Annotated in this window: 16 protein-coding genes; 9 read left to right on the top strand and 7 right to left on the bottom strand. The window is 52.5% G+C overall.

The features are described from left to right. Nucleotides 1-40: 40 nt before the first annotated feature. Nucleotides 41-268, bottom strand: a complete 228-nt coding sequence (locus DTL42_RS20300; protein WP_114371480.1) for a hypothetical protein — start codon at nt 266-268, stop codon at nt 41-43. Between the two features lie 341 nt (nt 269-609). Between DTL42_RS20300 and DTL42_RS20295 the strand changes: the two genes are divergently transcribed. Continuing rightward, nucleotides 610-2,178 carry an alkaline phosphatase D family protein gene (locus DTL42_RS20295; RefSeq protein ID WP_114371746.1) on the top strand — a complete coding sequence of 523 codons (1,569 nt, stop codon included), beginning with the start codon at nt 610-612 and terminating at the stop codon, nt 2,176-2,178. A gap of 118 nt (nt 2,179-2,296) precedes the next feature. Continuing rightward, complete coding sequence (locus tag DTL42_RS20290; protein WP_114371478.1) at nt 2,297-3,184, top strand: endonuclease/exonuclease/phosphatase family protein; 888 nt, start codon at nt 2,297-2,299, stop codon at nt 3,182-3,184. 140 nt (nt 3,185-3,324) lie between these two features. Here DTL42_RS20290 and rsmA read toward each other — a convergent pair whose 3' ends face one another. After that, entirely contained in the window at nt 3,325-4,239 is a 915-nt protein-coding gene (rsmA, locus tag DTL42_RS20285; RefSeq protein WP_114371476.1) for a 16S rRNA (adenine(1518)-N(6)/adenine(1519)-N(6))-dimethyltransferase RsmA, read from the bottom strand. Between the two features lie 172 nt (nt 4,240-4,411). Next, complete coding sequence (locus tag DTL42_RS20280) at nt 4,412-5,011, bottom strand: riboflavin synthase (protein ID WP_114371473.1); 600 nt, start codon at nt 5,009-5,011, stop codon at nt 4,412-4,414. Between the two features lie 263 nt (nt 5,012-5,274). Between DTL42_RS20280 and eno the strand changes: the two genes are divergently transcribed. The 4 genes from eno to DTL42_RS27245 all read left to right on the top strand — a co-directional run bounded on the left by eno (nt 5,275) and on the right by DTL42_RS27245 (nt 8,633). After that, a complete protein-coding gene (gene eno / locus DTL42_RS20275) occupies nt 5,275-6,561 on the top strand; it encodes a phosphopyruvate hydratase (protein WP_114371470.1) in 1,287 nt (428 codons plus the stop codon). Nucleotides 6,562-6,658: 97 nt separating this feature from the next. Next, on the top strand, nt 6,659-7,036 hold the full coding sequence (locus DTL42_RS20270; protein ID WP_114371468.1) for a hypothetical protein: 378 nt from the start codon (nt 6,659-6,661) through the stop codon (nt 7,034-7,036). Between the two features lie 13 nt (nt 7,037-7,049). Next, nucleotides 7,050-7,610 (top strand): hypothetical protein, encoded by a 561-nt coding sequence (locus tag DTL42_RS20265; protein ID WP_114371465.1) that lies wholly within the window; start codon nt 7,050-7,052, stop codon nt 7,608-7,610. Nucleotides 7,611-8,258: 648 nt separating this feature from the next. Next, complete coding sequence (locus tag DTL42_RS27245) at nt 8,259-8,633, top strand: carbon storage regulator (protein ID WP_114371463.1); 375 nt, start codon at nt 8,259-8,261, stop codon at nt 8,631-8,633. 50 nt (nt 8,634-8,683) lie between these two features. Here the strand turns inward: DTL42_RS27245 and DTL42_RS20255 are convergent, their stop codons facing one another. Then, entirely contained in the window at nt 8,684-10,846 is a 2,163-nt protein-coding gene (locus tag DTL42_RS20255) for an esterase/lipase family protein (RefSeq protein ID WP_114371460.1), read from the bottom strand. A gap of 134 nt (nt 10,847-10,980) precedes the next feature. Between DTL42_RS20255 and DTL42_RS20250 the strand changes: the two genes are divergently transcribed. After that, nucleotides 10,981-12,135 carry a DegT/DnrJ/EryC1/StrS family aminotransferase gene (locus tag DTL42_RS20250; RefSeq protein WP_114371457.1) on the top strand — a complete coding sequence of 385 codons (1,155 nt, stop codon included), beginning with the start codon at nt 10,981-10,983 and terminating at the stop codon, nt 12,133-12,135. Between the two features lie 83 nt (nt 12,136-12,218). On the opposite strand, the gene DTL42_RS20245 is transcribed toward DTL42_RS20250, so the two are convergent. Further along, nucleotides 12,219-12,446 carry a carbon storage regulator gene (locus DTL42_RS20245; protein ID WP_114371454.1) on the bottom strand — a complete coding sequence of 76 codons (228 nt, stop codon included), beginning with the start codon at nt 12,444-12,446 and terminating at the stop codon, nt 12,219-12,221. A 1,221-nt stretch (nt 12,447-13,667) separates the two neighbouring features. On the opposite strand from DTL42_RS20245, the gene DTL42_RS20240 reads away from it, so the two are divergent. Continuing rightward, on the top strand, nt 13,668-14,381 hold the full coding sequence (locus tag DTL42_RS20240; RefSeq protein ID WP_158545490.1) for a tetratricopeptide repeat protein: 714 nt from the start codon (nt 13,668-13,670) through the stop codon (nt 14,379-14,381). A gap of 85 nt (nt 14,382-14,466) precedes the next feature. Further along, entirely contained in the window at nt 14,467-15,885 is a 1,419-nt protein-coding gene (locus DTL42_RS20235; protein ID WP_114371744.1) for a sulfatase, read from the top strand. Between the two features lie 40 nt (nt 15,886-15,925). Here DTL42_RS20235 and DTL42_RS20230 read toward each other — a convergent pair whose 3' ends face one another. Beyond that, nucleotides 15,926-16,414 carry a hypothetical protein gene (locus DTL42_RS20230; protein ID WP_147274377.1) on the bottom strand — a complete coding sequence of 163 codons (489 nt, stop codon included), beginning with the start codon at nt 16,412-16,414 and terminating at the stop codon, nt 15,926-15,928. Between the two features lie 120 nt (nt 16,415-16,534). Further along, nucleotides 16,535-17,308 (bottom strand): 5'/3'-nucleotidase SurE, encoded by a 774-nt coding sequence (gene surE, locus DTL42_RS20225; RefSeq protein WP_114371447.1) that lies wholly within the window; start codon nt 17,306-17,308, stop codon nt 16,535-16,537. Nucleotides 17,309-17,587: the final 279 nt, after the last annotated feature.

Here is a 17,587-nt window from a genome sequence, read left to right as displayed (position 1 = left end):
TTGCATACGACGGTTTCGCCGAGCGGCCCCCAGTAAAGGATTAGGCCCAACTGCGGCCGCAGCTTTTGTGAATCCGATTTTCATAATCCCCGATCAAACCCCCTACGATGTCCCAACCTTCGGGACGTCGAACTTCGATATCTCCCTGGCGGTTAATGCGGACAATGGAATTCTCGGTAATGTGCGATTTCTGAAGATCTTCGGGAGTTAGTTCGTCATCGTGCAGAGCGTCCATCAACTCTCTGCCTGTCATTTCGATGAACTGCATGGCTGGGAAACTTTCGGCTATGAACGAGCTTATGTCAGTTTCGGCCCGGCTTTGGGCAAACTGTCATGATAACCGAAACGTGCGTTTGGGGGAGTATCGCGCTTTGGGATAATTGAATTTGAAGAGTGGTCCTAATGGGTGGGTCTTGCGGGGATTTTCTGGGCTGACTGGGGGATACGAAAGAGGGTAAGTCGCTTGTTTTCCCGCTTTCTTGTGAAGTTATGGTTGAGATTCGCGAGTGAATCGCTCATTCTGATTGGCTCTGCGAATTGGAAGGGATAACCTGCTTGGATCGATTATTCCTCCAAAATGCAATGTTCTCGCAAGGGTATCGCCCAAAGATGTTCCGTTCATCCGCCAATGCTTTTTTGTCCGATCGGCGTCAATTTGTCTTAGGAGCTGGCTCGCTGGCTCTGCTGCCGTGGTTTGGCCAATGCCTGCCCGGGGCTGCGAAGGCCAATGCTTCGTTCGCCAAGAATCCTTTTACTTTAGGCGTTGCCAGCGGCGATCCCCTGCCCGATGGCTTTGTGCTGTGGACGCGCCTGGCCCCTGAGCCGATTGAAGGGGGCGGAATGCCGGCGGAAGTTTATCAGGTGACCTGGGAACTATCCGAAGACGAGAGTTTTAAAACGATTGCCAAAAGCGGTAAGGCATTTGCCACTCCGCAGTTAGGGCACAGTGTTCACGTTGAAGTTCATGGACTGCCTGCCGATAAGTGGTACTTCTATCGCTTTCAATGTGGTGATGCGATGAGCCCGGTTGGCCGTGCCCGTACGACTCCCGGTTTCGATGCTGCCCCAGAACAGTTGCGTTTCGCGTTTGCTTCCTGTCAGCACTGGGAGCAAGGCTATTTCACCGCCCTCGGGCACATGGCGCAAGAAGAACTCGACTTGATGCTCCATTTGGGAGATTACATCTACGAATATGCTCCCAAGGCGAATCGGGTTCGTCAGCACAATAGTCATGAAATTGAGTCGCTGGACGACTACCGCAATCGCTACGCGTTGTATCGTACCGACCCAAACTTACAAGCCGCCCATGCCCGCTGCCCTTGGCTGGTTGTGTGGGACGATCACGAATTCGACAACAACTGTGCCGGTGATATCTCGGAAGAAAAAGGAATCGATCCGGCAGACTTCCTTTTGCGGCGGGCCAACGCCTACCAGGCCTATTACGAGATGATGCCGCTGCGTCGTCGTTGCATGCCAAAGGGCCCCCACATGCAACTTTACCGCCGCATTGCCTATGGCCAATTGGCCAACTTTCAGATGCTTGACACACGTCAGTACCGCACCGATCAACCCAACGGCGACGGCTTGAAGCCATACAACGAAGCGGAAGCCGATCGTTTTGCCACACTGCTAGGCGATAAGCAGGAACATTGGCTGATGCGTGACCTGATTGCCTCGCACAGCAACTGGAACATCCTGGGCCAGCAAGTCATGATGGCGCACGTCGATCGGATGGAAGGGGAAGGCGAAAAGTACAGCATGGACCAATGGCCCGGCTACAGCCATTCCCGCAATCGCCTGCTTGAATTCATGCGAGACCGTAAAGTGCCGAATCCGGTCGTGCTGACCGGCGACATTCACAAAAACTGGGTGAACGACTTAAAGGTCGACTTTCAGAACGAAAAAGAAGCTCCGATGGGGACCGAGTTTGTTGCCACATCGATCACGTCCGGTGGAAATGGCGGCCAGATGAGCGATGCCGAGAAGGTAATTCAAAGCGAAAACCCATTTGTGAAGTTCTTTAATGGCGAACGTGGCTACGTGAGTTGTACCGTCACTCCAACCGAGTGGCGCAGCGACTATCAGGTGGTCGAGTTCGTCGATAAACCAGACGCACCGCTGGTAACGCGAGCCTCGTTCGTTGTCGAGTCGGGGCAAGCTGGTGCTCAGCGTGTCTAAAAGTTTTTGGCCCACGAAAGCCAGCCTGATGCGATGTCTGGGCTGGCTTGTTTGCTTGGGCGACTCCCTCTCCCCTCCCCCTTTGGATTTTGAACATCGCAACTGAGAAAGTTTGATCATGCGAGCTGTGTTTCTCTGTGCTTTATCGCTTATTCTGGGTATGTCCGTAACGACCCTATTTGGTGCCGAAAACGATATGAAGCCGACGGACGAGTTGACCGTCATGTCGTTTAACATTCGTTACGGCAAGGCCAATGACGGTGAAAATCGTTGGGACAACCGCAAAGAGTTCGTTGCTGAGACGATCCAAGAGGTTTCGCCTGATCTGCTTGGTCTACAAGAATGCCTTCCCTTTCAACGCGACTTCCTGATCAAACATCTGCCTGGCTATGCCGTGCATGCAGCGGGACGGGAAGATGGCAAAGAGCAAGGTGAGATGTGTGCGATTTTCTATCGCAAAGATCGCTTTGAACTGCTCGACAGTGGCCACTTTTGGTTAAGCGAAACCCCGGATGTCGCTGGCAGCAAGAGTTGGGACAGCAGCTTGCCCCGCATGGCCAGTTGGGTACTGTTGGTCGACAAAAAATCGGAAAATAAGAAACCGATCCTCTACGGTAACACACACTTCGATCACAAAGGCCAGATCGCGCGAGTCGAGTCTGCCAAGATGATTCGGGAACGCGCTGCCAAGCACAGCGAGTTCGATATCATCGTTACCGGTGACTTCAATGCCGGCGAAGGCTCGAAGCCATACCAGGCGATGTTCGGGGAAATCGACGGGGCCAAGTCACCGGTTATCGATTCCTACCGTGCATTCGTTCCGGAAAAGAAAGAGGAAGAAGGCACGTTCAATGGTTTCAATCTCAGCAAAAACAACGGTGATCGAATCGACTGGATTGGGGTTTCTGCTGATTGGAAGGTAGAGGACGCCCAAATCTTGCACAACAACCGCGATGGTCGTACGCCCTCGGACCACTTCCCGATTACGGCCAAACTAGCTCGTTAGAATATTTCTTCGCACTAGTTCATCAGGGCGATCGCAGGCTAAAGAATCCTTCCCCGATCGCTCTTTAACGCCTGAAGGGGCTGGCATCGATTGCCAGCCTTTTTTGCGTACCCGAAGGGCTTCCGCTTTTTTCTTCTTGGCTAAACTTCTTTCTCCATCAGTCGCTGGCGAAATAGTTCGCTCATTGCCAAGATTTCTTCAACCGCGAAGCTTTCGCTGCGGCTACTGGCTTCGAGCCCTCCCTGCTCCATCACTTGGTCGACTTCCGCTTTTTCCAATCGCCCCTTAAAGGCGCTGTGCAGAACGCTGCGAAGGAATTTGCGGCGGTGGAAGAAGAGGGATCGGTTGAATTCATGAAAGAATTCCAAGTCTGGGATCGCTGCCCGGCGCTCTGGTTCGATGTCGATCTGCAGGATTGCGGAGTGAACTTTCGGGGCTGGCCAAAACACGCTGGGGGGCATGATCCGGACAATCTCGCAGCGACACTGGCTTTGGATCCAAACCGACAGGGCGCTGTAGTCTTTCGTGTTGGGCGGCGCGACAATTCGCTCGGCCAGTTCCTTCTGGATGGTGACCGTCATGCTTTTGGGGGTAATCTCGGTTCGCAAGAGATTCGAGATAATCGGCGTTGCGACGTTGTAGGGCAGATTGGCCGCCAATTTAAAATGATCTGTCCCGATCTCGGCCATCTTTTCGCGGATCGTCTCGATCATTTCCGGGCGGAAACTGTTTTTGTTCCGCAAAGCATCGAAGCTCAGCAGGGTGACGTTCTCGAAGTCGTCGAGTTCTTCCAGGGCGAACGTAGCCATGTGAGGATCGATTTCGACCGTCACTAAGTGCCCGGCCTGGGCTGCCATACGTGTTGAAAGCGTTCCGGTGCCGGTGCCGATTTCCAGCACGACGTCATCCTTTTGGATATCGGCCGAGCGGACCAAGAGGTCCAGCAGGTTCATATCGATCAGAAAGTTCTGACCATGCTTCGAGACAGGGCGGATTCCGATTTCGCGGAATTTGCTCGTAAGGTACGAGATCGTTTGATTGCGAAATTCTGGCATGCGGTAAATCGGTTTCCAGGGGAGTTTTTAGTGTGAGTTATTCGTTGCCAAACTGAAGCGAGGATCGCGGGTGCCATGTTCACGTCTTCACGAGTATGGCTTCTCCACTATGCATGCTCACGAAGGCGAGAGCATGGCACCCTATAGTTTAGATTGAATAAGGAACGGTATTTTAGTGTTTGGGATCTGTTTCGAGTTGACGCTGAACGTACTTGGCCAACAGATCGGTTTCGATGTTGACGATATCGCCAACTTCGCGTTTGCCCAGCGTGGTGGCGTCGAGCGTGTGCGGGATTAACGCGACGCTGAAGCGATCGTTGGTAACATCAACCAGCGTTAAGCTGATCCCGTCGATCGTTACCGAGCCTTTGCTGGCCATCTGCCGTGTTGTTTCAGGGGGAACTTGAAACCACATGGTACACCACTCGCCGTCGTTGTTGCGCTGGACCAGCGTGGCGGTTGTGTCGATGTGTCCGGTAACGAGGTGCCCCCCCAAGCGGTCGCCTAGTTGCAGCGATCGCTCTAAGTTCACTAAGCTCCCGTTTTTAAGCTGGCCAAGGTTGGTTCTTTTTAAAGTTTCTTCCCCAGCCTCAAAATCGACGACATTTTCTTCGATCGAAACCACGGTCAAACAGCAACCGTTCACGGAGATGCTATCCCCCAGGCTCGCGCTGCCGGCGATCAGGGGGCTTTCTAATGAAAGGCGAACCCCCGGTCCTTCGGGTTTAAGGGCGATGACTTTTCCTTGAGTTTCGACAAGGCCGGTAAACATGGTTTCCTCGAAACGCCCAAATCGGGCTTGGAATGAGTAACGAATCAACTACCCACGAATTTAACGGTAGGGAAAATTCCCCACAACGACCCGTCCCATCCTTGGCAAGCACGCCCTGAATGGGTCAAAATAACGGCGATTTTTGAAATTCTGCTGAAACCAGTAATGGATTTCGAGCTTCTCCGCATTCTGCCCCTCGCTTGCGGAACTCATAAAATAGCACTCCCATTTTTGAAAACTTAGATAGAAGACGAGCCAAAACCATGAGCATGATTGTCGACGTTCGCGGACTTCAGATCCTGGACAGCCGTGGAAATCCAACGGTGGAAGTCGAAGTGATTCTGGACAATGGCGTGGTTGGACGCGCTGCGGTTCCCAGTGGGGCATCGACCGGTGTTCACGAAGCATTGGAACTACGTGATGGTGATAAGAACGTTTACCTAGGCAAAGGCGTTACCAAAGCCGTCGAGAACGTGAACGACGTGATCGCCGACGCTTTGATCGGGGAAGACGTTACCAGCCAGACGCACATCGATGAATTAATGATCGAACTGGACGGCACGCCCAACAAAGCCAAGCTAGGTGCCAACGCCATCTTGGGTGTTTCGCTGGCCGTTGCTAAAGCTGCCGCTGCCACCTCGGGCTTGCCACTTTACCGTTACTTGGGCGGTGTCGGTGCTCGCACCCTGCCAGCTCCGATGATGAACATCGTCAACGGTGGTTCGCACGCAGATAACAATGTCGACGTGCAAGAGTTCATGGTCTTCCCGCTTGGTTTCGACAAGTTCAGCGACGCCCTTCGCTGCGGCGTGGAAGTTTTCCATAGCTTGAAGAAAGTGCTCAAGGGTAAGGGCCTTAACACAGCCGTCGGTGACGAAGGTGGTTTCGCCCCGAACTTGGGTAGCAACATCGAAGCTTTGGACCTGATCATGGAATCGATCGAAGCTGCTGGCTACAAAGCCGGCGAGCAGGTCTTTATCGCTTTGGACGTTGCTTCCAGCGAACTGTACAACAAGGAAAAGAAGACCTACACCATCGACGGCAAGGAAATCGATTCCTCTGGCATGGTCGACTTCCTTGCTGCTTGGGCCGACAAGTACCCAATCATTTCGATCGAAGACGGTTGCGATGAAGACGACTGGGAAGGTTGGAAGCTGCTGACCGAAAAGCTGGGCGACCGCGTTCAGTTGGTGGGCGACGACTTGTTTGTGACCAACTGCGAACGTCTGCAACGTGGCATCGACGAAGACATCGCCAACAGCATTCTGATTAAGGTCAATCAGATCGGTTCGTTGACGGAAACGATCAACGCGATTCAATTGGCCCACGCGAACGATTACACCAGCATCGCTAGCCACCGCAGTGGTGAAACCGAAGACGCGTTCATCGCTGACTTGGCTGTCGCTTTGGGGACCGGTCAGATCAAGACCGGGTCGGCTTCGCGCAGTGATCGTATGGCGAAGTACAACCAATTGCTACGAATCGAAGCCGAACTGGGCGATCTGGCCCTTTATGGTGGTCCGGCTTTGTTGAAGAAGCGTGGCAAGTAATCATTGCCCGTACAGACTGTCTAATCGGAACAAGGGGCCCCGCGTGGCCCCTTGTTTTTCTTTCGCGTGGCTTGTCGCGTTGAGTTAGACTAAATTCATGAGCGTTACCCCAGCCCCACAGCAAGAGCCGATTACCGATTCTCCCTGGTTTTGGCTTTACCTGTTCGCCACGACAGCGCTCATCTTGCTGGTGGTCTTCCGCTCGAAGTTGGATATCCGCCAAGCAGATATCGAGCGGCAGCATCAAGCCCGAGAGTACATGAGCCAAACGCTGGAAGATCCTGCTGCCACCACCGGTGAAGTTCCCGTGGCAGCGGTCTCAACGCCTGACAACACGCTGATTGGTTGGAACTATATCTATGTTGTGCTAGGCGTTTTGGTTTCGGTGGGCTGGGTGCGACTATGGTACGTTCGATTTCATCAGCCAATACAACCTCCTCCGGAAGCCGATCAGCGGCAACGGCAAGATACCTAGACGGTGATCCAGCATGTGGATTTTTGAACAATCGCTCCCCATCATCATTATTGCGGTCATCGGCGGAGCCATTCTGGCGGGCACGATGCTGCAAACGGGCAAGCAACTGTTTTTGTATCTGTTAATTGGCTGGATCGCGGTTTGTTCGCTGTTGCTGGCGCTAGAATTCGTCATTGTGACCGAGGGAGAGCGAATCGAAGCGGTCGTCTACGATATTGCAGCCGCGTTGGAAGCCAACGATGTTGAAGGAGTAACAGAGTGTGTCTCGGTAGCAGTCCCTAATTTGAAGGACCAGGCCGAGCGGCAAATGAAGCTTGTCGAAATTGAGTCTGTCAAAGTAAAGCAGAATCTCGAGGTCACGATTAATCGTGGATCGACGCCGCCGATTGGGATTGCCAAAGTTAACGTCAAAATGACCGGCCACCTGCGCGGAAACGAGGTGATGGACGGGCAGTTCGCCACCTTCCTCGTATTAACGTTTCAACTAGACCCAGATGGGCAATGGCGGGTGATATCATACCAGTTCTTCGATCCGCGCGGTGAACAAGCTGGCGAGATAACTCCTCCGGTCTGAATGATTGTTGGGACAAGTTTTTCCTTTTTTTGCTCTTCCTTGCCAATATTGGAAACGCCGTAGAGCGTTTAACTGAGTAAAATTGTTTAAACATTAGTTGGGCTTGCTATACGTTCTCGCATCTCTTCATGCAAACGTAACAAACCGCTCATTTCCAAGCCCCAGCCCGGCCATGTGACCTGAGTCGTTGAAAAACGGCACGCTGCCCTTGGTCATGTGGCTGGGCACTTTTTTTACTCCGCCCGCTTCTGCCTAATGTTCCTACTCTCTTTCCTATAGTCAGGGAAATGCTAGCTCAGAGAAAGCGATTCCTAGCGGTTCTTAGGCTGATAGCAGCCTGACACGGGCAAAACGACTGCTAGCTTGTGTTACCGATAAATTCAGCCAGAACTGGTCAGATAAAGACCGTTTTGGTGGCCAAGACGCTGCCATTTTGTGATTTTGACAAAATTGCTTGCCAAACCATTGAAAGTTTGTACACTACTTGGCAGCCAGGAATTTGGGCTCATTTTCGATAACTAGTGGTATGCGAACCAGTTACGGCAAATAGGTGTCATTTCGTTAACGTTTGGCATCCTCTTTGCTAATACTGAAAACATCAACGCAACCACTCAAGGAAATCCCTTTTTTGCAACGGAGTGTAAACCCATGTTAGTTTTGACTCGCAAGCAGCAGCAGCAGATTCAGATTGGCGAAGGCGTTACGATCACTATCTTGAAGGTGAAGGGAAATACGGTTCGTATCGGTATCGATGCCCCTTCGGATGTGAAGATCGTTCGTAGCGAATTAGAGCCGGAAGTGGCTGCCCCTGTCGAAGAAATAGAGTCAGCAAGCCCCGTTGTCAATCGCATCGATCAAATCGAAGCGGCCAACGGAAAAGGCAAATCTCAGCCCAGCGAAGATTACCGTGTGGTTTCTTTTCGGGTGAAAGCAGACGGAAGCGACAGCAAGCGGAACGATTCACCGCGGGCAACCAGCATGCGAGACTTCCTTGCTGCCAGAGCATCCAACGCCATCGGTTAGTCGCTGGATCTTCGACTCCCCTGGGTCTTCAATGGTTAGCCTGATTCTCGTTAATTGGGCGACGGGGGAGTCGAATAAATGCTTCTTCTCAGTGGATTCGTTTCCACGGAAGATAAACGCTTCGCTGGATCAACGGTTTCGGCTGCCGGTTGAGGTTGTGGCATATCTGCTGGTTTAACAACCGGGGCAAGATGACTGGCGGGCATGATTTGATTATCTGTGGCGGGCCGGATTCCCTGCTGCTGGATGGAACTGTAATATTCTTCCCGCAGCTGAAGAACATGCTCTCGCAAGATTCGTCGCACTTCCAACACGCTTTGCGGCGTTCGGTGGACCGAATTATGATCGGCAGTAACAACCAATTCTGAAACCGCCTCATCTAAGTGGGCGCTCTCGTACTTCACAACACCATCGCTTCGGCCAGAGAAATAACCTAGCCAAGTGTCGGGATCAACGATTCCAATGACCGTATGGTATTTCACCCATGGTGCCTGCGGGGCATTGTTCAGAGCAGGAAGTACCGGTGAGTCTGGTGCCAGCGAGTCTACGCTGGTGCTGATCTGCAATAACTCTTCATTGCTAAAGTAGCCAGGATTGCTGGCAATTAGTCGATTACTGCTACCGGTGACAAAGCTGGGCAAGGTGATCAAGCTTTGGCCTAGCCAGCGTGTCGTCGAGTTGGCGAAGTTGCTGCCTCGATGGGGCGTGCCCATGGTGATCACCCGGCGGATCGATTGGTTGGGGTGAAAGAAGAGAACCTGCCGCAGTGCTTCCGCATCTTCAGGATCCCCTTGGAGTTCACTTGGTGGGCGGTCGGAAACAATGTGCCAAAAGTTGTTTTGGCTTTCGATTGTTTGCATCCGTGAGACCAAGCCGCCCATGCTATGGCCGACAAGAACCATCTGGTCGAGGGCGATCGCCGCACGATCGGGATCGAGCTTATTGCGCATCGTTTCCAAGTCTGAGCGGAACTGCGCGGCAGAAATCCAAAACGGTTGGCCGGTCGGGTAAAGGTAGAACCAGAACTGGTAGTTGTTGCGGATTTCAGGCTGGGCTCGTAAGTCATTAAACATTTCCAGCCAGGTCATCGGACTCGACCATAAGCCGTGGACCATCATCACCGGAATTTTCTTCGGATCGTACGGTTCCAGCATATAAATTCCCCGTTCGTCTTTCTGGGCGTCGGGGGTGAGCATGCCAAGGGTAGCCATGTAGGCTGGCCCCAGCGAACTTGAATCTAACAAGTAAGCCAGCGGTGTGCTGATATCGGCTTCTAGAGGAACCTTTTTACCTTTGACCTCGATCTCAGGCTGTTCGAGCGGGTCGTACAAATGAATGTGGCAATAGTGGATATGCTTCTTGGTTTCCGAGTCGATATCGGGGGTATGCGTCACTTCCAAGAAGGCGGTTAAAGCGAACGTCAAATTCGGGGGGAAATATTCTGCCCCAGGAGCATTCGGCGGATTGTCCTTGCATTCGGCAATCAGCGGCACGCCAAGACCATATTGTCGGTGCTGATTCTTGAGTCCATCCACTTCGTAGTCGGAAGTGAATTGGAAGTCTTGGAACTCGGTATTCTGCCAACGGCCAACCGTGTCGAGCGAAATGATAAAAATCTGGTTGGGGGTTTTGATGCGGTAGGTTTCCCCTTGTTTCAGCTTGCCTTGCAACTTAACCAGACGCAGCGATCCTTCGAGCGATTTGTTGTAGATGTCGCAGGCCTGACGAAAGCGAGGGTCATAGCCATCGGCACGCGCTCCATCTTTGCTTTCAAACAAGTAGTAGTAAGCGTGCGAGACGCTGCCAGCGTATAGTTCCAAAGCGGTCGCATTCTTGCCCAAGGCGTCTGCCCGTGTGGCGGCGATGTAGGAAAGCTCTGCAAAGCTATACATATTGTCTGCGGTTGGCTCTTTCTCGATCATCTGAGCCAACTCGCTCAAGCCACGGGCATAATCTCCGTCAGCATATTTTTCCAGGTTTAACTGACGAAGCGATTGTCGTGTGCGATCGGTCACCTTAGGGCCGCTGTACGACATCAATTGCAGCGGACCATCTAGCGGGTTCGTCGGCGTCCGGCGAACACTGGCAAAACGCGAGTTCATGCAGCCAGTGCTGGCCAGGCAGCAAATAGCTACGACCATCACCATAGGTGCCCGCGAAAGCAGTCTTACCCCAACAAAGGCGGGCATGATTTGGTTGTCGGTGCGTATCATGTGACGCGAACTTTTAACTCGATAGTGGTCAGCAACTCAAGTGTGGGGTTGGGGTTTGCTTGTGATTGCCCTTGCCAGGCTGGACATAAGACGACAAGCCGGGAGACAATACAAAGATCGAGAAAAGCACGTCAATGCGAAATCGAAGAAAACCACCATGTTCAGCGGAAGCTTCCCAGGAGCCGAGAACCATTTCCCAGTCATTACCATCCCCGTTTGACCCGAAGTGGAACGATTGGCCGATCGCCGACGTAGCCATCCGCGAGGCTCTCTTACACGCCTACGAGGACGGCAGTTGGGGACGCTATCATGGGCCTAACGTTGCGCGTTTAGAAGCCGTGCTAGCAGAGGTGCACGGGGTAAAGCATGCATTGGTATGCTCTTCCGGAACGATTGCCGTTCAGATTGCGTTGCGATCGCTCAATGCGCGTGAAGGAAGCGAAGTGATCTTAGCGGCTTACGATTTTCCGGGCAACTTTCGTGCGATCCAAGATGCCGGGCTGTTTCCGGTGCTGGTGGATATCGACCCAGAAACGTGGTGCCTCGACGCGAATAGCCTGTCCGCTGCCATTTCGGAGAAGGCGGTGGCGGTCATTGTTTCGCATTTGCATGGTGGCTTGGCTGCCATGCAAGCCATTGAGCAGGTAGCTGCCAAGCACGGAATCGCCGTGATCGAAGATGCTTGTCAGGCAACCGGTGCGAAGATCGGGGGTCGAGTCGCTGGTACTCTCGGAGAGGTCGGAATTCTTAGTTTCGGTGGCAGTAAGCTGATTACTGCCGGGCGTGGGGGAGCAATCCTGACAGATCGCGATGATTTGTTACAGCGGGCCAAGATATACTGCGAGCGGGGCAATAACGCATATCCGCTGAGCGAGTTGCAAGCCGCCGTTGTTTTGCCTCAGCTAGAACAGCTGGAGATGCGTAACCAATTACGTTGCAAACATTTGCAAAGACTGCGCAAAAGGTTGGAAGCCCTTGCGCATCGGCTACGTCCGGTTGCTTGGTGTTCCGATCAACCATCGTTTTATAAACACGCTTGGCTGTGCGACACGGCGCAGCGTGCGCACAATCTCACGCAGATGGCTGAATCCCAAGGGATACCCCTCGGAAAGGGTTTTCGTGGCTTTTTCAAGCGTCCTGAAAGCCAAGCTCGAAAGGTAGGGACTCTTCCCCATTCGAGAGAGGCGGCCGAGCGAACGATATTACTCCATCATCCTATTCTTCTGCAGGATGAATATGCTATCGACTGGCTCGCCGATTGGCTACGGCAGCAAGTAGGGGAAGAATGAGCTTTCGCATTCCTCCAATTTGAATCGTTTCCCCCGCAACCGCAGCGGTTGTCTTATTGCTTGTGCGGTGCGGGGATCAGCACTTAGGTCGTGGAGTGGATGAAGTCGAGTTGTCCAACGTTCATCAGGCCAGCAAGAGCAGCCACAGAGTCGTCGTCTAATTCCACTTCAACTTCGCCACGAAGAATGCGAACGTCTTTCGGGGCTTCAACGCCGATAGTGACTCGATTGCCGGAAATGCGATTGATCACAATTTCGATGTTGTCACCGATTTTGATGGAATCACCAACTTTTCGACTCAAAACTAACATGGCCTTGTACTCCTCCCTGGCGGATTTAATAGATCTTCTTGACCACAATGGTATGTCGACGACGTACAAAAACCCCTTGTTTTTGAATGTCTCGTTGCCCTGTCTCTTCTGCAATTTAAGGGCCATTGATGTGTTATTTTTTTGTGGTTGAGTAAAATGTTTCTGTAAGTTGTTATGACAGCAAGCTTTTTGGCATGAAAAATATTATCAGATTCGTTCAAGTGTCATGGCCGACTTGCCGACGCCCTGTCTTAATTTGAGATGATGGATTCAAACTGAGATGGAAGCAGCCAGCAGCGCGGACAGAAACTGACCCGTTAAACCACTTTTGCTCCTTCAATACACGCGTAAAGATCGAAGAGATAGGTTGGGGTGGTCTTTATTTGGCCACAATGTAGTCAATAATGGTTGTATGTCGTGTGTGTCTCCACTTGCCTCATGGGATGCTCTGAGTTGGGTAATGGATGACCAAACTGGTTGCTGATGAACCAGTTTCTGCATGGCAGAAGCGATAAAATTGGGGCATTTCTCTATCTAGCCCATATAACCGCTACAAGTTTTCTTTCGGGTGGCCTAGGTAGTGTACCTCTGTAAGGTGGCCAATTCTTTGGAAATGATGATCTCCGAGAAGATTAATTGCCGATACGCTCTTTGTTGACTACCATTGCGGAGGGGCCCTCTTTGGAACTATTGGGCCTTGTCGTTTTCTATTAGTTACTCATCACTATCGACTTCGAATGCCCTCTGGAAAATGGATCTGCGCGGTTATCGTTCGAAGAACGGAACAAGGAATGGAATTTTGTCTGATGTCCGATCAGTCAACATTGCGTTGGTCGTTTCCAACCTTCCCGGTCCCTTCGGTCGAAGACCATTCCCAAATTGTTGGGCTCGTTGAAAAGCGTTGGCATTTGCGAGTGCTTCCGTTAGCATCAAAACCCATCGCGACGCTACATCGTTCCCGTAATGAGGAACCTGGGGTGATCTGGGCTTTCCCGGTTCAATACCTTGGGAAACACCGGGAAACCGATGGTGCCGCCCCATACCGGTATCGATGGTGTCTTTTGGAAGAGGCACAACGTCGAATCCGGCGAAAACCTTTGCAGCGGATCGTTCAAGATGTTCATCGCGACTACGCGGATAAGATGCCTTTGTTTTTCGATATTTAGTTTGGCATTGGTTTGGGGGTCACAAAACCGTTGTCAAGCGGCCGATGAGCAGTCCGTGCCTATCGAGCAACTTAGCAAGCAGCTATCCGAGGCTCGCCAACAATTCGATTTTGGAAAAGCGGTTCGCGTGCTCGATCAATGGATCAAGCAGCAGCCAGATCGTTCTCAGCTGTACTATCTACGTGGTTGCGAGAACTTCTTCGCCGGCAACTATCGGCAGTCGGTGAAAGACTTTGACCGTCTGGTAGAACTTGAACCGGCTCGTCGGCAGAGTTTGTGGGAAAGAGGTATTTCCTATTACTTTGCCGGTGACTTTGCTAAGGGTGCCGAGCAGTTTGCGGACTACCAGAACTATCACGACCAAGACGTGGAAAACTCGGTGTTTCGCTATTTGTGTGTCGCCAAGGCCGACGGCGTGAAGCAAGCTCGTGAAACCTTACTTCCCATCGAGAACGATCCCCGGCCTGGTCTGATGGAAGTTTTTCGCCTGTACGAAGGCAAGGAAACGCCCCAAAACGTCTTAGAGGATATGCAGCAAACCAAGCTTACCGGCCCGGCCGCCGCCGGTTATCGTTTTTATACGCTGCTGTATGTGGGTCTGTATTACGATGCTCACGGAGACGATGCTCTGGCCGTGAAGTACTTGGCCGAAGCAAGCGATCCTAAGCTGTTGGAAGCGGGCGGTCGGCGAATCAGTCGTTATATGTGGGACACGGCTCGCTTAGCCCACCAGGAAATCTCGAAACGCATACCGCCAGCGAAAAACTAGCATCGCCGTTTTAGTTCGGCTAGGTTAGGGGGAAACATGTCCCGTGATCCCCCTCTTCCCTGCCCTTCCGAATAACGTGCTTGCGATGAACTATCTTCGTTTTCATTTCGCCGTCTTGGTGATGTGTGTTCTCACTTCGTTCGCCCAGGCCGACGATCGTCTCAACTTTCTGGTCATCATGTGCGACGACCTGGGTTACGGCGATCTAGAGTGTTACGGGCATCCTGAAATCCGCACACCCAACCTCAACAAGTTGGCCAGCGAAGGGGTGCGGTTTACCTCGTATTATAGCGCGGCGCCTGTGTGCTCGCCTTCTCGTGCTGGCTTGATTACCGGACAAACGCCTACCCAGGTTGGCATTTACGATTGGATTCCGGGTGGCTCGCCAATGCACATTCGGGCTGAAGAAGTCACTTTGCCCAAGTTGTTGAAAACAGCCGGCTACGAGACCGGCTTGTTCGGTAAATGGCACTGCAACGGAAAGTTCAATTCCCCCGAGCAGCCACAGCCGAACGATCTCGGTTTCGATTATTGGTTTGCTACGCAAAACAATGCTAATCCTTCGCACGAGAACCCAACGAACTTCGTGCGCAACGGAAAGCGAGTGGGGCCAACTCAGGGGTTCTCCTGCCAGGTTGTGGCGGACGAAACGATCGATTGGCTGACCAACGTTCGGAATTCGGATAAGCCCTTTTTTGCTTTGGTAACGTTTCACGAACCCCACGAGCCGATTGCGTCGCCAGAGGACTTGGTGCAGTCCTACCCCGATGCGCACAAAAAAGGAGAAGCCCTTTACTATGCCAACGTCACGAACGTGGACCGGGCCGTGGGAAAGTTAATGCAGAAACTCGACGAGCTAAAGCTGAGCGATAATACGTTGGTATTGTTCACCAGCGATAACGGCCCCGAGACGCTCAATCGCTATAAAACGGCCTGGCGATCACACGGTTCGCCGGGACCGCTGCGAGGGATGAAACTGCACATTTATGATGGGGGAATTCGTGTGCCAGGCATCGCTCGTTTGCCTGGAAAGATTGAAGCTGGCTCGGAATCGGATTTTCCCGTTTGCTCGTTGGATCTACTGCCCACCTTCTGTGAACTGGCTGGGGCGAAGGTTCCCCAGAGTGCCAAGCTCGACGGCACCAGCCTGGCAAGGATGCTCGAGGGAGAAACCGTCAAACGAGATAAGCCGCTTTTCTGGCACTACTATCGTGCGTTCGGTGATGCGAAAGTGGCCGTGCGGGATGGCGATTGGAAGTTAGTCGCCCTATGGAATCAAGGGGAAGTCTCGCCTGGGGCCGCTTATAAAAAAGGAGATTACTCGTTGATCAAGAACGTCAAGTTTACTGATTTCGAGTTGTATAACCTGAGGGAAGATATTGCCGAAGCGAACGACCTCAAAGAGCAACATCCTGAGGTCGTTTTACGTTTGAAGAAGGCCCTGCTTGCCAAATATGACGAAGCCACCGCCAATGCCATCGATTGGTATGCCGAAGCAAATTAGCATACCGTTGGCTGATCGCTGGCGATCGAACCGGACAAGCTTAGTTGTACGGACCGTAGCCTGGCCCTTGGCCGTAACCAGGACCAGGGCCTTGCCCATTGCCATTGGCGAAGGGACGCACAGGGTAAGGTTGCGGATAAGGGCCGTTCTGGTAGATCGGTCCTAAGCCACCGTAAGGTGGCCCCCATAGTTGATAGGGGACCGAGTAAGGACGGAACGGACGTTCCCATTCGCCGTAAGGACGGACCGGTCGACCCCATTCTTCAACAATGTGCAACTGATCCAAGCTTCCATCCGCATTGCGGAGGGTTGCCCGGCGATGGTGATAACCCGACTTCATGTAAGTGGGGTTTTCGTAGACGAAGGCCGGCTGCGGCTGAGCATACTGCGCAACACGCTGGCCGGTTTCGGGATTGTGGCTATAGGTACTGGGCGCAAGGGTCCAGTCATTCGCTTCGCTTGCCACAGGGGCAAATACTAGGCTGCTGAGGGTTAGAAACCCGATCAGAATCACTTTTCTTGTAAACATAGCAGTGTCGATAATTCTGGCGCATCAACACGAAAATCCATTCGTGCCCATTTGCGCACTACGACGCCGGCTTCAACTGCCGGAAAAATAAATTGAAAAGTGAATCGGGATACTTATACCCTAATCAAGGATACGCAAATTCCAAGGCTTCATTTCCTCAATTTGCGCTCGTTCGGTCATATCGAAATGGAGGGGTGTAAGGGTTAGATACCCTTTTTCGAGGGCCGAGAGGTCGGTTTCCTCTTCGCCGTGTTCGGGACGCGGATCGCCGGTAGCCCAATAGTAGTCACGGTTTCGGGGATCTTTGCGCTTGATGAAATGCTCGCCGTAACGTGCCACACCCATCGGCACGATCTTTAGTTCCGCTTCGCCAGAAGGAAGCTTGGTGGCGGTGGTAGGAATGTTCAGGTTATATAGCCTGGGAGAATTCGATTTGTGCTTGAGAATCTGTTGGATCACTTGGCAAGCCATTTCGGCGGCACGCTCGAATTGGGCGTGCTCGTTCCACTCTAGCGAGACCGCGATGCTGTTGATGCCGAAGAAGGCGCCTTCAATCGCGGCCCCAACGGTTCCAGAGTAAAGCACGTTAATTCCAGCATTCAGCCCGCCATTGATGCCGCTGACAATCAAATCAGGACGCTCGGGCATGAGTTCGACGACGCCCAATTTCACGCAATCGGCCGGGCTGCCTTCCACGGCATAGCCACGGCGGCGATCGCCATCGAAAACTTCTTTGCAGACCAAAGGGCTGAGAAACGTAATCGAGTGCCCTACCCCGCTCTGTTCGGTTGCCGGGGCAATGACGGTTACGTCTCCCAAGCTGCGTAAGGCCTTTTCCATGGCAGCCAAGCCAGGCGCGTAAATTCCATCGTCATTCGCCAATAAGATCTTCATCGTGGTTCCACCTCCGGTTTTTCCTTCATCTTACGGCAAATGAAGGGCCCGTAAATGTGGCTCGCATGGACTTAACAATTGGGACTACCAAGGAGAGCAGCTGGCCGTCGAGGTGGACTGTAAGCAATGCTCTATAAGTATTGCCAAAGTGCAAGAGAGCTGTTTTTGGCCCCCTGCTGAGAGGCCAGTAACTTGGTATTCAAGCGTGGAGGAGACAATAATCAGGGGATTCCCGTCGGTTCCCGCTATCAAGGCCCCCAGCCGGTTGGAAGGTGGGAA

Source organism: Bremerella cremea, assembly GCF_003335505.1.
In the GTDB taxonomy this organism is placed as follows: domain Bacteria; phylum Planctomycetota; class Planctomycetia; order Pirellulales; family Pirellulaceae; genus Bremerella; species Bremerella cremea_A.
Note: the sequence above shows the minus strand (reverse complement) of the source record. Positions and strands in the feature narration are given on the sequence as shown.

Coding starts and splice junctions, on each gene's coding strand:
- rsmA (WP_114371476.1), bottom strand. CDS start 4,239: ATGCCAGAATTTCGCAATCAAACGATCTCGTACCTTACGAGCAAATTC.
- DTL42_RS20245 (WP_114371454.1), bottom strand. CDS start 12,446: ATGTTAGTTTTGAGTCGAAAAGTTGGTGATTCCATCAAAATCGGTGAC.
- DTL42_RS20280 (WP_114371473.1), bottom strand. CDS start 5,011: ATGTTTACCGGCCTTGTCGAAACTCAAGGAAAAGTCATCGCCCTTAAA.
- DTL42_RS20295 (WP_114371746.1), top strand. CDS start 610: ATGTTCCGTTCATCCGCCAATGCTTTTTTGTCCGATCGGCGTCAATTT.
- DTL42_RS20290 (WP_114371478.1), top strand. CDS start 2,297: ATGCGAGCTGTGTTTCTCTGTGCTTTATCGCTTATTCTGGGTATGTCC.
- DTL42_RS27245 (WP_114371463.1), top strand. CDS start 8,259: ATGTTAGTTTTGACTCGCAAGCAGCAGCAGCAGATTCAGATTGGCGAA.
- DTL42_RS20255 (WP_114371460.1), bottom strand. CDS start 10,846: ATGATACGCACCGACAACCAAATCATGCCCGCCTTTGTTGGGGTAAGA.
- DTL42_RS20300 (WP_114371480.1), bottom strand. CDS start 268: ATGCAGTTCATCGAAATGACAGGCAGAGAGTTGATGGACGCTCTGCAC.
- DTL42_RS20265 (WP_114371465.1), top strand. CDS start 7,050: ATGTGGATTTTTGAACAATCGCTCCCCATCATCATTATTGCGGTCATC.
- DTL42_RS20270 (WP_114371468.1), top strand. CDS start 6,659: ATGAGCGTTACCCCAGCCCCACAGCAAGAGCCGATTACCGATTCTCCC.
- DTL42_RS20235 (WP_114371744.1), top strand. CDS start 14,467: ATGAACTATCTTCGTTTTCATTTCGCCGTCTTGGTGATGTGTGTTCTC.
- eno (WP_114371470.1), top strand. CDS start 5,275: ATGAGCATGATTGTCGACGTTCGCGGACTTCAGATCCTGGACAGCCGT.
- DTL42_RS20250 (WP_114371457.1), top strand. CDS start 10,981: ATGCGAAATCGAAGAAAACCACCATGTTCAGCGGAAGCTTCCCAGGAG.
- DTL42_RS20230 (WP_147274377.1), bottom strand. CDS start 16,414: ATGTTTACAAGAAAAGTGATTCTGATCGGGTTTCTAACCCTCAGCAGC.
- surE (WP_114371447.1), bottom strand. CDS start 17,308: ATGAAGATCTTATTGGCGAATGACGATGGAATTTACGCGCCTGGCTTG.